The 12,453-nt window shown below is 64.5% G+C and carries 13 protein-coding genes; 10 read left to right on the top strand and 3 right to left on the bottom strand.

Annotation, left to right across the window (positions count from 1 at the left end; translation table 11 throughout):
• The first annotated feature begins 4 nt into the window (after positions 1–4).
• Both cobM and cobF read left to right on the top strand, forming a co-directional pair.
• Positions 5–763: a precorrin-4 C(11)-methyltransferase gene (gene cobM, locus PCA20602_RS00265; protein ID WP_150719489.1), complete on the top strand. Its 759-nt coding sequence runs from the start codon at positions 5–7 to the stop codon at positions 761–763.
• Positions 760–1,527 (top strand): precorrin-6A synthase (deacetylating), encoded by a 768-nt coding sequence (gene cobF, locus PCA20602_RS00260; protein WP_150719488.1) that lies wholly within the window; start codon positions 760–762, stop codon positions 1,525–1,527. The genes cobM and cobF overlap by 4 nt, the downstream gene beginning before the upstream one ends.
• Before the next feature lie 3 nt (positions 1,528–1,530).
• On the opposite strand, the gene PCA20602_RS00255 is transcribed toward cobF, so the two are convergent.
• Positions 1,531–2,397, bottom strand: coding sequence for an alpha/beta hydrolase (locus PCA20602_RS00255; RefSeq protein ID WP_150719487.1), 867 nt, complete (start codon positions 2,395–2,397; stop codon positions 1,531–1,533).
• Between the two features lie 125 nt (positions 2,398–2,522).
• Between PCA20602_RS00255 and PCA20602_RS00250 the strand changes: the two genes are divergently transcribed.
• The 7 genes from PCA20602_RS00250 to PCA20602_RS00220 all read left to right on the top strand — a co-directional run bounded on the left by PCA20602_RS00250 (position 2,523) and on the right by PCA20602_RS00220 (position 9,191).
• Positions 2,523–3,305, top strand: a complete 783-nt coding sequence (locus PCA20602_RS00250; protein ID WP_150719486.1) for an AraC family transcriptional regulator — start codon at positions 2,523–2,525, stop codon at positions 3,303–3,305.
• 131 nt (positions 3,306–3,436) lie between these two features.
• Positions 3,437–3,901, top strand: a complete 465-nt coding sequence (locus PCA20602_RS00245) for a RidA family protein (protein ID WP_069341495.1) — start codon at positions 3,437–3,439, stop codon at positions 3,899–3,901.
• Complete coding sequence (locus PCA20602_RS00240; RefSeq protein ID WP_150719485.1) at positions 3,898–5,295, top strand: adenylosuccinate synthetase; 1,398 nt, start codon at positions 3,898–3,900, stop codon at positions 5,293–5,295. Before PCA20602_RS00245 ends, PCA20602_RS00240 begins: the two co-directional genes overlap by 4 nt.
• Positions 5,285–5,908 (top strand): pyridoxamine 5'-phosphate oxidase family protein, encoded by a 624-nt coding sequence (locus PCA20602_RS00235; protein WP_174980672.1) that lies wholly within the window; start codon positions 5,285–5,287, stop codon positions 5,906–5,908. Before PCA20602_RS00240 ends, PCA20602_RS00235 begins: the two co-directional genes overlap by 11 nt.
• Before the next feature lie 231 nt (positions 5,909–6,139).
• Positions 6,140–7,513: an MFS transporter gene (locus tag PCA20602_RS00230; RefSeq protein ID WP_150719484.1), complete on the top strand. Its 1,374-nt coding sequence runs from the start codon at positions 6,140–6,142 to the stop codon at positions 7,511–7,513.
• A 121-nt stretch (positions 7,514–7,634) separates the two neighbouring features.
• Complete coding sequence (locus PCA20602_RS00225; RefSeq protein ID WP_150719483.1) at positions 7,635–8,663, top strand: FAD-dependent monooxygenase; 1,029 nt, start codon at positions 7,635–7,637, stop codon at positions 8,661–8,663.
• 69 nt (positions 8,664–8,732) lie between these two features.
• Positions 8,733–9,191, top strand: a complete 459-nt coding sequence (locus PCA20602_RS00220; protein WP_150719482.1) for a YaiI/YqxD family protein — start codon at positions 8,733–8,735, stop codon at positions 9,189–9,191.
• Positions 9,192–9,266: 75 nt separating this feature from the next.
• Here the strand turns inward: PCA20602_RS00220 and PCA20602_RS00215 are convergent, their stop codons facing one another.
• Together PCA20602_RS00215 and PCA20602_RS00210 are read right to left on the bottom strand one after the other, a co-directional pair.
• On the bottom strand, positions 9,267–9,920 hold the full coding sequence (locus PCA20602_RS00215; RefSeq protein ID WP_150719481.1) for an ankyrin repeat domain-containing protein: 654 nt from the start codon (positions 9,918–9,920) through the stop codon (positions 9,267–9,269).
• A gap of 125 nt (positions 9,921–10,045) precedes the next feature.
• The gene (locus PCA20602_RS00210; RefSeq protein WP_174980670.1) at positions 10,046–10,918 is read right to left on the bottom strand and encodes a LysR family transcriptional regulator; all 873 of its coding nucleotides are present in this window, start codon (positions 10,916–10,918) and stop codon (positions 10,046–10,048) included.
• Between the two features lie 314 nt (positions 10,919–11,232).
• Between PCA20602_RS00210 and PCA20602_RS00205 the strand changes: the two genes are divergently transcribed.
• Positions 11,233–12,453, top strand: coding sequence for an efflux RND transporter periplasmic adaptor subunit (locus tag PCA20602_RS00205; RefSeq protein WP_150719480.1), 1,221 nt, complete (start codon positions 11,233–11,235; stop codon positions 12,451–12,453).

The following is a 12,453-nucleotide window of genomic DNA, read 5'->3' as shown; positions in this document are numbered from 1 at the left end:
AAGCATGACGGTCTACTTTATTGGCGCCGGACCGGGCGACCCTGACCTGATCACGGTCAAGGGGCAGCGTCTGATTCGCACGTGTCCGGTAATTCTCTACGCGGGTTCGCTCGTGCCCGACGCCGTGCTGGCCGGTCATACGGCCGAGCGCGTGGTCAACACTGCCGACCTCGATCTCGACGCCATCGTGGCGATGCTGTCCGAGGCGCATGCGCAAGGGCAGGACGTCGCCCGCGTGCATTCGGGCGATCCGTCGCTGTACGGCGCAATCGGCGAGCAGATCCGGCGGCTGCGCGCGCTCGGCATCCCGTACGAGATCGTGCCGGGGGTGACGGCAACGGCCGCCTGCGCGGCGACGCTCGGCTGCGAACTCACGCTCCCGGGCATCTCCCAGACGCTGATCCTCACGCGTTATGCAACGAAGACGGCCATGCCGGAAGGCGAAGCGCTGGGCGATCTGGCGCGTCACCGCGCGACCATGGCGATTCACCTCGGCGTACGGCATCTCGCGCGGATCGTCGCCGAACTCAAGCCGCATTACGGCGACGATTGCCCGATTGCGGTCGTGTACCGCGCCAGTTGGCCGGACGAGACCCGTGTGACTGGCACGCTGGCGGACATCGAAACCAAGGTCGGTCAGACGGGGATCGAGCGTACGGCGCTCATTCTGGTCGGTCAGGTGCTGGCCGCCGACGGCTTTGCGGATTCGTCGTTGTATTCCACGCTGGGCGCGACGGCCCGGCAACAGGAGATCGGGCGATGAAGCACGTCCTCATCATTGGCATTGGCGCCGGCAACCCCGATTACCTGACGGTGCAGGCCATCGACGCGCTCAACCGCGCCGACGTGTTCTTCGTGATGGACAAGGGCGTCGCGAAGGAGAAGCTGATCGCACTGCGCCGGCACATCATCGAGCGGTTCGTGAAGGATCGGGACTACCGGATTGCGGAAGCCACGAGTCCGGAGCGTCGGCGCGACGAATCGGATGCCGACTACCGCTCGGCCGTCGACGAACTGAATCGCGACAAGCAGGCAATTTTCGAACGGCTGATCGACGACGAATTGAAGGACGGCGAAGTCGGCGCGTTCCTCGTGTGGGGCGATCCGTCGCTGTACGACAGCACGATCCGCATTCTCGACGCCATTCGTGCCGAGGGCAACGACACCTTCACGTTCGACGTCATCCCCGGCATCAGCAGCGTGCAGGCGCTCGCTGCGCAACATCGCATTCCGCTGAACCAGATCGGGCGATCGATCGAGATCACCAACGGACGCGGCATCGTCGACGGCTTTCCGAAGGGCGTGGATACCGTCGTCGTGATGCTCGATTCGAAACACTCGTACAAGCATCTCGCGCACGAGGATCTCGACATCTTCTGGGGTGCTTACGTCGGCACACCCGACGAGATCCTGATCTCCGGACGTCTGCGCGACGTCATGGACGAGATCGAGCGCGTGCGCGACGAGGCACGCCGCACGCACGGCTGGATCATGGATACCTATCTGCTGCGCAGACGCGCGTCGTAACGGTTACGGGCGAGCCGTCACGCCGATCATCTCGAGAATGGCGTCTGACAGTTCGTTACCGGCTTGACCCACGCGGTCGACGGCATCGAAGTGATGCCCGTCGCGCTGACGCGCGATCTTGACGTTCAGGCCGTGGTCGTCCAGCAGCGTCTGAAACTGCGCCTGTAGCCGATGGAATTCGTCCGACTCGTCGCCACCCACGCTGAGGATGTACGGCAGCGGCACTTTGGGAAGATGGTGAATCGGGCTGAAATCCATCACTTCACCGCGATCGAGCTGAACCGCCTTGTTCAGATAGCACAGACGGATAGGCTCCAGATCGTAAAGCCCGCTGATGGCGCAAGCGCCCTTGATCAGATTGGCGGGCGCATCGTAGGCGGCCCAATCCGTGCCGGCCAGTGCCGCCGTCAGGTGACCGCCCGCCGAACTCCCGCAGACGAACAGGGCATCGCGCTCGATGCCGAGCGACGCGGCATTGCGATAAAGATGCAGTACCGCCTGACGATTGTCCTCGACGATGTCTCCCATCCGCACGTCCGGCGCAAGCCGATAGTTCACGACCACGAAGTTGATGTCGTGCGTCTGATACAGCCCTGCAAGCGAACTGAAGTCGGACTTGTCCAGCGATTGCCAGTAACCGCCGTGAATGAAGACGAGCGTGGGTCGTCCGGCCTGCTGTGCGGGGAACAGATCATAGGTCTGTTTCGCGTCTTCGCCGTACGCGATGTCTTCCCTGAACGCGTTGGCACGACGAAAGGCTTCGCCGGTGCGAGCCCAGCGCGCAAAGATATCGAGATGATCGGGAATCCCCGCACGAACGTTGTATTGCAGATCCAGTGCCTCTTGATCAAACGAACGGTAAACCGGCATGCTAGCCTCACTAATCGGAATGGAAGTCGATTTCACGCCGCAGCATCGCGACGCAAATTCCGAATCTAAGAGAGGCGCGACGACGCGGCGCGCGAACAAGTGACAAGGTATGCCGAGGTTACGCCATGTTCGGAAAGAGTGAAGACCGGGACGATTATCAGCAGATTGCGCGGCCCGTCGGCGGCATGGCGCGCGACTTGCCGGATCGATTTTTCATCGACTATCACGAGCACGTTCGCGGCCAGCTCATCTACACCATCACGGGCTCCATCGTCGTTACGACCGCCAAGGGCACCTGGGTCGTGCCGCCGCTGCGCGCGGTCTGGGTGCCGCCCGGCGTGCGGCACTGCATGCAGGCGGTGGGCGCCATCGAGATGCGCACCCTCTATTTCGACGCGGATCGGTTGCCCCTGCATACGAGCGACTGTTGCGTCGTGTCCGTGTCGCCGCTGCTGCGCGAACTCATTTCCGCCGTCGCGCGTATGCCTGTCGAATATGCGCTGGGCAGCCGCGATGCGGTCGTGGTGGATCTGCTGTTTCACGAGATCCGTCCGCTCAGTATCGAACCGCTTCACCTGCCCATGCCGTCAGACGAGCGCATCGCACGCATTTGCCGGTGGATTCTCGCGAACCCGGCAGAAGAGACGTCGGTGTGCGCGTGGAGCAAGGTCGTGGGCGCCAGCGAGCGCACCATCATCCGTCTGTTTCCCGAGCAGACGGGGATGACGTTCACACGCTGGCGTCAGCAGGCGAGGCTGCTCGTCGCGGTGCAGATGCTGAGCGCGCAGCGTCCGGTGACGGACATCGCGTCGTCGCTCGGGTACGACAGCACCAGCGCGTTCAGCGCCATGTTCCGCAAGGCGCTCGGCTGCACGCCGACCGAATTCTTCCGGCCGAAAGACACCTGATGCCGGTGAGGACTCATCGTCGCTAGTTGGCGTAAGCGCGACATACGTTTGCGTCAGCCCGACAATTCGGGCGCATTCGATCCTCCAGAATGAATGTGCCGCCACGGTGGCGGCTTCATTGTGGAGATGACGTGAACATCTACGAACGTATCGCAGCCGCAGGGCTGGAATTACCCAATCTCAAGGTAACGCCCGCGGCTTTTCGTCCCTTCAAGGTCCACGGCAATACGCTCATCGTGTCGGGGCAGTTGCCCGTGCGCGCGGGCGTTCCCGTTTGCACCGGCAAGGTACCCGCCGACGTGTCGGTCGACGACGCGCGGCATGCCGCACGGCTGTGCGTGCTCAACGTGCTGGGCTGGGCGCATCTGGCGACCAACGGGCAACTCGACCGCATCGAGAGCGTGCTGCGGGTCGGCGGTTTCGTGGCGACGTCGGAGGGGTTTGCCGATGCGCCGTCGATCATCAATGCGGCGTCGGAACTGCTCACGCAGATCTTCGGGGAAGCGGGTGAGCATGCCCGCATCGCCATCGGCGTGGCGAGTTTGCCCTTCAACGCGCCGGTCGAAGTCGAAGCGACTTTCTCTCTCGTCTCATGAACGCGCGCGCCGGATATGCCGACGTCCTCGTCGGCCTGCAATACGGCGACGAAGGGAAGGCCAAGATCGTCGACCGGCTGGCGGCGGATTACGACATCGTCGCCCGCTTCAATGGCGGGGCCAATGCCGGGCACACCGTGTCGACGCCGACGGGGAGCGCCCGTCTCGCGCAGGTGCCCTCGGGGGTGTTCCACGCGCATACGCTGATGTACATCGGCTCGGGGTGCGTGGTCAGCCTCGTCAAGCTGGCTGACGAACTCGACGCGCTGCGCAGTACCGGTGCTTCGCTGGACGGGCGGCTCCATGTGAGCGAGCAATGCGCGGTCATCCAGCCGTGGCATCTCGACTTCGATGCCCGACACGGCGCGCAGATCGGTACGACCGGTAACGGCATCGGGCCGTGCTATGCCGATCTGTCGCTGCGATGGCAGGGCGGCGTGCGAACGGTCGTGCAGCTTCGCGACCTGGTGGCAGACGAGGCGGGCGCATTCGAGCAGATGGCCCGCTACGCCGCGACGCATGACGACACCCCCGCCGCGAGGGCGGCGACCGGGAGCGTCATCGCCAGCATGCGCGCGGCGTGGGCGAGGCTCAAGCCGAGCGTCGGGGTGGTGGATGCGCGGTGGATGACGCGGCATGTCCAGCGCGGCGCGCGTGTGCTCTTCGAGGGCGCGCAGTCGGTGATGCTGGATGTGACCGGCGGACAGCAGCCGTACGTGACATCCAGCCACACCGCCCCGGCGTTTGCCTTCGTCGGCGGCGATCTGCCGGTGCGATATCACCGCAAGACCATCGGCGTGGCGAAGGCCATTGCGTCACGTGTCGGCGCCGGGCCGTTTCGCACCGAATTCGGTGCGCAGCGCTCGTCACGCTATTGCGCCGACGCCGCGCTGCGCGGTATCGGCTGGCGCGAGGAGCGGGACCGCTTCGACCCGCAGGCACTGCTCCGGTCCGAAGATGAATTCGATGTCGGCGTGGCGCTGCGCATGCTGACGAACGAATACGGCACCGGGAGCGGGCGTCCACGACGATTGGGACGGCTCGATGTCGCCGAGCTTGCCGAGGTCATCGAGCGCCACGGGGTGAACGAGTGGTATCTCAACAAGTGCGACTGCCTGTCGCTTTTCTCCGGCACACGCGACGCAGAGATTCCGGTGCTCATGCCGCAGAGCGAGGGTGAGGGCGGCGCGCATGCCGCCGCGATGTATCACTTCCCCGCGTTCGACGAACTTCCCGACGATGTGACCGACATTGCCCGCCTGCCATTGCCGCTTCAGGCGTTCGTCTCGGCCGTGCAGACGGCGACGGCCTGCCGCATCGCAGGCATCGGGCTCGGCCCGCGCCGGGAGCAACTCCTCATTCTTTCAGAAGGGACTGTCAACGATGACGCCTGACTATCTAGACGCCGAAATGCGTCGCACCGATCTGGCATGGACCGATTGGCCGGCGATCGAAGCGTTCCTGCGCGACGAACTGATTTGTCGCGTGGCCGTGAACGACGCGCCGTTTCCCTATGTCGTGCCGCAAAGCTTCACCTTCGTGGGCGACGCGTTTCTCATCCACTGTTCGCGCTTCGGCAAATTCTCGGGCTTGCTGCGTGAGAATCCCCACGTCACCATCGTTGTTGACCGGCCGGTCGCGTTGCTCAAAGCGCCCAAGGGGCAGAACACCAGCCTGGAGTACTACAGCGTGATTGCCCGATGCGAGGCGACGACGCGCGAGGACACGCACGACGTCATCGCGCATCAGAACACGGCGTTGGGGAAGTTTCGTCCCGAGAAGGATTACACGCCCATCGAGCCGGGGGCGGCGAGTCAGATTGTGGCCATTCGCTGCCGCATCGAAAGTCTCAGCGCCAAGAAGCGGATTCTCGCTGACGGCCAGTATTCGCCGCCGGGACAACCGCAGGCGCCCTATCTGCGATATCCGTTCGAGCGGGGCGCCGCGTTGTCAGGTCTGCCTGAAGGCGCGTTCGATCCGCAGCGTTTTCATCGCAAGCCGACGTGATGGGTGTCATGCGGTCCGCCCGCTCGCTTGTGCGTGTTCCTCGTCAAGGCGACACGTCGAAGCACCGGCAGGCCAGCGGACCGCTCGCCTCGCGCATCTTGGCGTAACTCCGATTGTCCACGACATTTTCCCGCGCGCCCCGCTAGTTTTGGCGCCCGATATTGATGCATCCGGTACCGATTCACGGTGCCGGCCTATTCAACGGGACAGGTCGAAACGGAGGAGCGGCGTATGAAAATGCATTCGATGGAAGTGGGCCGGATAACGGCGGCGCAGCGGTTGGAGCGCTTGCCCGTTTGCGGGTATCACCGATGGTTGTTTCTCGTGATTGCGTTGGCGTTTTTCTTCGACAACATCGATCTGGCCACGATGACGTTCGTCCTCGGTTCGATCAAGACGGAGTTCGCACTCTCCAACGTGCAGGCCGGTCTGATCGGCAGTGCGAGTTTCGTCGGTATGGCGATCGGCGCGATCGGCTCGGGGATGGCCGCTGACCGTTTCGGACGCAAACCGGTGTTCCAGATCAGCATGGTCGTCTGGGGCGTCGGCAGCGTGCTTTGCGCCACAGCGTCCGGACCGGTGGAACTGGGCGCGTTTCGCTTGTTGCTGGGCATCGGGATGGGCATGGAACTGCCGCTGGCGCAAACGCTGCTCTCCGAGTTCATTCCGACGCACCGGCGCGGCAAGTATCTCGCGCTGATGGACGGCAACTGGCCACTCGCCTTTATCTGCGCCGGGCTGCTGTCCTACGTCGTGCTCGCGCATCATGGCTGGCGCGTGCTGTTTGCGCTGGAAGCGATCCCCGCGCTGTTTCTGTTCGTCATTCGACGCTATGTGCCCGAATCGCCCCGCTGGCTGGAGTCGCAAGGGCGCTATGAAGCCGCCGATGCCGTGGTCGGTGCGGTGGAGGCGTCGGTCATGCGCCGCCTCCGGCTGACGTCGTTGCCGGAGGTGGCGCCCAATGCGCCGGAGAGCCAACGCGAAGCCCGTGGCCTGCGCGTGATCTGGTCCGACGGCTATCGCAGGCGCACGCTGGTGGTCGGCGCGTTGTGGTTCTTTGCCCTGCTCGGCTTTTACGGACTGAATACGTGGCTGGGGGCGCTCCAGCAGGCGGCGGGGATCGTGGTCACCCAGTCGGTGCTCTTCACGGTGTACATCTCGGTGGGCGGCATACCGGGGTTTCTGGTCGCGGCATGGTCGGTCGAGCGATTGGGCCGAAAGCTGACCTGCGTCGGCACGCTGGTTGGCGGGGCGTGCGCCACCTACGCCTTCGGTCAGGTGCTGCTCGCCGGGGCGCCGCAGTGGTCGATCTACGCGACCGGTGCGAGCATGCAGTTCTTCGCGTTCGGCATGTGGGCGGTGCTATACGCCTATACGCCGGAGTTGTTTCCCTCTCGGGCGCGCGCGACCGGGTGTGGCTACGCGTCGTTCTGCGGCCGGGTCGGGGCGCTGTTAGGGCCGACGCTCGTCGGCGCCATCGTGACATGGTCGACGAGCGATGCCGTGTTCCTCTTTGGCGCGATCTGCTTCGGTATTGCCGCCTTGTGTGTCTGGCGCTATGGCGTGGAGACGAAGGGCGTGCAACTGGAGACGGTATCGGGTTGAGTTGAGTTGAGTTGAGTTGAGTTGAGTTGAGTCGAGTTGAGGCGCAGGCGGATGGGGGATGGCGGCGGCAGGCAGTGCAGGTTCACGTGAAGGGCTGCGCTAGAATCTCGCAGCCCCTCATGTGTGCCTCCGCTCATTTCCGTACCGACATGAATCCCGGACGAGCGGCTTTGCCATCGCCGATGGACGCAATGTCTATCTCGATCAGTACGGAGAGCCGATCGTCGACACCTTTTATCCGTCGCGATATCCCGGTATCCCGCCGATCGTCGGCATTCGTCGCGCAGAGATGCATCGCATTCTCGCCGCACGAATCGCCGCGCTGGACGTCGATATCCGGCTCGGCACGACGGCCGTGTCGATCGATCAACAGGCACCGCATTCGGTTTGCGTCGCGCTCTCGGACGGCTCGGTCGGCGAGTACGATCTCGTCGTTGGCGCGGACGGCATTCGCTCGGAAGTCCGCCAGCTTGTCGCTGGCGCGATATCGCCCGTCTATACCGGGTTGGGCGTGTGGCGCAGCGTGCACGCGCGCCCCCGGGATCTCACTGCGAAGATCATGATGATGGGCGTGGGCAAGCGGCTCGGCATCATGCCGATCAGCGACGACCGTCTGTATGTGTTCGGCACGATGGCCGAGCCGTCGGGCGCATGGTACGACCGTGCCGAATGGCCGGCGTTGATGAAAGCCCGGTTCGCGGAGTTCGGCGGTCCGGCGCGACAGTTTCTCGACACGTTGACGTCGGATTCGGAGGTGCTGTACACCGCCGTCGAAGAAGTCTCGATGCCGCTGCCATGGCATCGGGGGCGGGTGATCGTGATTGGCGACGCCGCGCACGCGTCCACCCCGTTCATGGGGCAGGGCGGGGCGATGGCGCTGGAAGATGCCGTGATGCTGGCGCAGCGGCTTGCGGGAGGGGAGAACATCGGGGACATCGAGGCCACGTTGCAGGCCTTCGGTCGGGCGCGTTATCCGCTGTGCAAGTTCGTGCAGGACGTGTCGCGTTCGGTGGGCGAAGCCGGGGCGCAGGAGCATGCGCACGCGCTCGCCTCGCGCAACGACACCCTGCGGCAGGACGCCCAGCAGAAGGTCGACAGTTTCTATGCGCGGATGGAGGCGCTACGTAGCGAGGCGGCGTCCATGCCGTAGCCGGGGCATGCCGGACACGTCTTGCCGTATGATGGTCGCCTCCCTCAGCGAGACCCGAGACCCCCTGACATGCAAGTGCTAGTCGATGCGGACGCTTGCCCCGCCGCCATCAAAGAGATTCTGTTTCGCGCCGCCCGACGCGAGTCGATACCGGTGACGCTCGTCGCCAATCAGTTCCTGCGCACGCCGCCGTCGCCGTTCATCAAGGCGATTCAGGTGCCGTCGGGATTCGACGTGGCAGACGCGCGCATCGTCGAGATGGTCGAAGCGGGGGATCTGGTGATTACGGCGGACATTCCGCTGGCCGCCGGCGTGATCGAGAAAGGCGGTCATGCGCTCGATCCGCGCGGAAGCTGGTTCACGCCGGACAATATCAGGGAGCGTCTGTCGGTGCGCGACATGATGGATCAACTGCGCACCGCCGGCATCGAGACCGGCGGACCTGCACCGTTCAGCCCGCGCGACAGCAAGGCGTTTGCCGGTGAGCTGGATCGTTTTCTTGCGCGTCAGCGCAAGGCGTCGTCCTGACGTCGTGTTGCGTCGCGTCTCGTTGACGTCAGACGATCGACGACGAGCCGTGTCGTCTTCCGTCGAGTTTTGTGATTACGTCGCGCTTTGTGTGTTGCCTGCCACCTTGTCGCGCAACGCTTCGAGCATCGCGACGATATCGCTCGGCAGTCTGCGCTCGCGGGCGATGTCGACACAATCGCGCCCCCGGTCGTCGGCAATCGACGGATCGGCCCCGGCATCGATCAGCAGACGCAATGTCGCGAGCCGTTGCAGGCGCGCGGCGTAGAACATCGGCGTTTCACCGTGTGCGCGCAGGTTCAGCGACGGCGCGAAGGCGAGCAGCGATCGGCACATGGCGTCGTCGTCGCGCCAGACTGCGGCCCACAGCGAATAGCTCGGATTGGCACCGCGTCGCAACAGGAAGTCGACGAGCGGACGATTCTCGCCGCGTGCGACGGCGTACCAGAGGGCCGTTGCCTGAAAGTCGCCTTCATCTTCATCCATGGGAACGACCTGCTCCAGCACGGCGCCAGCGTCGAGCAATGTCTCGACGGTCTTCAATCCATTGGGTTCGGCCAGCCCGCCGGCGCCCGACGGCCGCACCGCGCAGGCCAGATGCAATGCTGTGCGGCTTTTCGGATCGGTGGCGGCAATCAGCGCCGGCGCGTCTGCCAGCAATCCGGCGACCGCGTCGCAATGCCACTGCTTTGCTGCGTTGAACAAGGCGGTTTTCGAGGGTTTCGCCATCCCGGCTTCTCCTTGTCGGTGTTCTGCGCGACACCGCGCAGAAGACAACGTTGGGTCAGTCTATCGACATCATGTGGCGGTTCGACATGCGGCGGGCACAACGGTTCTCGTACCTTGCCAGCCTGTCAGGCTTGATCGGCGCCCGCGCGCAACAACTCGGCGAAACGGGCCTCGCACCAGCGCATCACGTCGTTCGGCTCGCGTCCGAAGCGCCACAGCATGCGCACGGGCAGTTGTGGCAGGCCGAGATCGTCGCAGCGAAGTTCGTGCAGATCCTCGTACTCCGCAATATCGATGGGCAGCACCGCCCAGCCGAGCTTGTCGACGACCATGCTGGCGATGACGTAGGAACTGTCCGCGCGCCAGATCGACGGGCTGAGTTGCAGCGGCATGATGTCGTCCATCTGCAACAGAATCTGACGGTACTTCGCCAGATCGCCGCGCGTGACCTGATCGCGATAAGCCAGCGGATGGTCGCCCGCGACGAAAACGCCCTGCACGGCCGAGCCGACGTACTTGTGGCCCAGCGCCGACGAGATCGCGCCGCGATCCACGTGAAAGCCGATATCTGCGCGCTGCTTCTCCACGTACTCGGCGACTTCCGTCGACGTGCCGTTGAGCAGCGTCAGCTCCAGATAGGCGAACTGATAGGCGAGGTCGCGCACCAGCTCGCTCACGGCCTGATAGGGCAGCGCCTCGTCGAGCGCGAGCGACAACTGCGGCTGCTCGCCGAACGCCAGCGCATTGGCACGATGGTTCAGCCCTTCGGCTTGCCGCAACAACTCCTTGGCTTCGAGCAGCATCACCTCGCCCTGATCGGTGAGACGTGCATTGCGGCGGCTGCGATCGAATAGTTCAAATCCCAAATCCGCTTCGAGCAGGGCGATGGCGGTGCTCACGGCCGACTGGGCTTTTCCCAAACGACGGGCGGCAGCGGATATCGAGCCTTCCTCCGCTGCCGCCACAAAGTAGCGCAATTGTTCAATTGTCCAGTTCATCCATTCATTTTATAGATAGGTTCCAACTTTTTCTAACACCATTTTCGCGGCAGAATCGCGCTTCTCCAATCTAAAACGCCAGATTGAAACGCCAACATAGGCGAGGCGGCAGACGACCGGATCCCCGGTCCGGTGGTCTCAGGCATAGACTTCCTTCGCGCAACGCGCACCTGCCACCCACGGCGCCCCTGGAGAGATGCGGGCCCCCGGTTCCCCCCATCGCTGGCGCATGGCGCGCCAGCTCTCGCTCGACGCCGCGCACCGAACGCAGCATCGACACCGTCGACCGGATGTCGTCAATCACACGTGCTTACATGTCATCGAAAATCGATTACCGAACCCGTTTCGGACTACTGACTGGTGTGTCCGCCAGTCTGATCGCCAGCGTTCTCCTCCTTTCCGCGTGCTCGGACCGTGGCAAAAAAGAGACGGCGGACGCCACGCCGGAGGCCGTCGTGCGCACGGTCGAGCGTCGCGCCGAACCGCTCACGACCCAGCAACCGGGACGTCTGGAAGCCTACCGCAGCGCCGACGTGCGTGCGCGGGCGGGCGGCGTCGTCATGGAGCGGAAGTATCAGGAAGGCCAGAAGGTCACCAAGGGCGAGGTGCTGTTCCGCATCGATCCGCAGCCGCTGTCGGCTGCGCTCGACGCCGCCCGCGGGGCGCTCGCCAAGGCGCAGGCCGAACATGATTCGGCACGTGACAAGATCGAGCGCTATCGCGGCCTGCTCGAATCGCACGCCATCAGCGCCCGTGAAGACGCCGAGTCCCGCGCGGCCGAAGCGCGCACGCGCGCCGAAGTGCTGGCCGCCCGCGCGGAAGTGCGCAAGGCCGAACTCAACCTCGGTTACACGAACGTCGTCTCGCCGATTGCAGGACGTGTTCGCCGCGCCGAAGTGACGGAAGGGGCGCTCGTCGGTCTGGACGCCCCCACGTTGCTCACGCGTGTCGAACAGATCGACCCGATCTACGTGAACTTCTCGCAACCGGCTGCCGAGGTCTACGCGATGACGCGCGACCTGCGCGCGGGCAAGTTGCAGCGCGGCGAGCCGGGCGAAGGCGCGTCTGCGCCGCAGGTGCACGTGACGCTGCCCGACGGTCGCGAGTACACGCTGCCCGGCAAATTGCTCTTCACGGATCTGGCCGTCGACCCGGGCACCGACACCATCGCCATGCGCGCGCTGCTGCCGAACCCGGACGGCGTGCTGCTGCCCGGCGCGTTCGTGCAGGTGCGCATGCAGGGCGCGGTGAATCCGAACGTCGTGCGTGTGCCGCGCGAATCGCTCACCCGCACCGGCGAGGGCGCCATCGTGCGCGTGGTCGATGCGCAGGGCAAGGTGCATGACAAGAAGGTGCGCGCCGAAGCCATCGACGGTCGCGACTGGCTCGTGACGGAAGGCCTCAAGGGCGGTGAACACGTGATCGTGCAGAACGTCGCGCAGTTCTCCGACGGCATGCAAGTCAAGACGAAATCGGACGCCACCGCATTGGCCGGTCAGGCCACCCGTCAAGCCACGAAAGCGGAGACGCACTAA

The organism is Pandoraea capi (genome assembly GCF_902459735.1).
In the GTDB taxonomy this organism is placed as follows: Bacteria; Pseudomonadota; Gammaproteobacteria; order Burkholderiales; family Burkholderiaceae; genus Pandoraea; species Pandoraea capi.
Note: the sequence above shows the minus strand (reverse complement) of the source record. Positions and strands in the feature narration are given on the sequence as shown.

Coding starts and splice junctions, on each gene's coding strand:
- PCA20602_RS00250 (WP_150719486.1), top strand. CDS start 2,523: ATGTTCGGAAAGAGTGAAGACCGGGACGATTATCAGCAGATTGCGCGG.
- PCA20602_RS00230 (WP_150719484.1), top strand. CDS start 6,140: ATGAAAATGCATTCGATGGAAGTGGGCCGGATAACGGCGGCGCAGCGG.
- PCA20602_RS00220 (WP_150719482.1), top strand. CDS start 8,733: ATGCAAGTGCTAGTCGATGCGGACGCTTGCCCCGCCGCCATCAAAGAG.
- PCA20602_RS00255 (WP_150719487.1), bottom strand. CDS start 2,397: ATGCCGGTTTACCGTTCGTTTGATCAAGAGGCACTGGATCTGCAATAC.
- cobM (WP_150719489.1), top strand. CDS start 5: ATGACGGTCTACTTTATTGGCGCCGGACCGGGCGACCCTGACCTGATC.
- PCA20602_RS00205 (WP_150719480.1), top strand. CDS start 11,233: ATGTCATCGAAAATCGATTACCGAACCCGTTTCGGACTACTGACTGGT.
- PCA20602_RS00235 (WP_174980672.1), top strand. CDS start 5,285: ATGACGCCTGACTATCTAGACGCCGAAATGCGTCGCACCGATCTGGCA.
- PCA20602_RS00240 (WP_150719485.1), top strand. CDS start 3,898: ATGAACGCGCGCGCCGGATATGCCGACGTCCTCGTCGGCCTGCAATAC.
- PCA20602_RS00210 (WP_174980670.1), bottom strand. CDS start 10,918: ATGAACTGGACAATTGAACAATTGCGCTACTTTGTGGCGGCAGCGGAG.
- PCA20602_RS00215 (WP_150719481.1), bottom strand. CDS start 9,920: ATGGCGAAACCCTCGAAAACCGCCTTGTTCAACGCAGCAAAGCAGTGG.
- cobF (WP_150719488.1), top strand. CDS start 760: ATGAAGCACGTCCTCATCATTGGCATTGGCGCCGGCAACCCCGATTAC.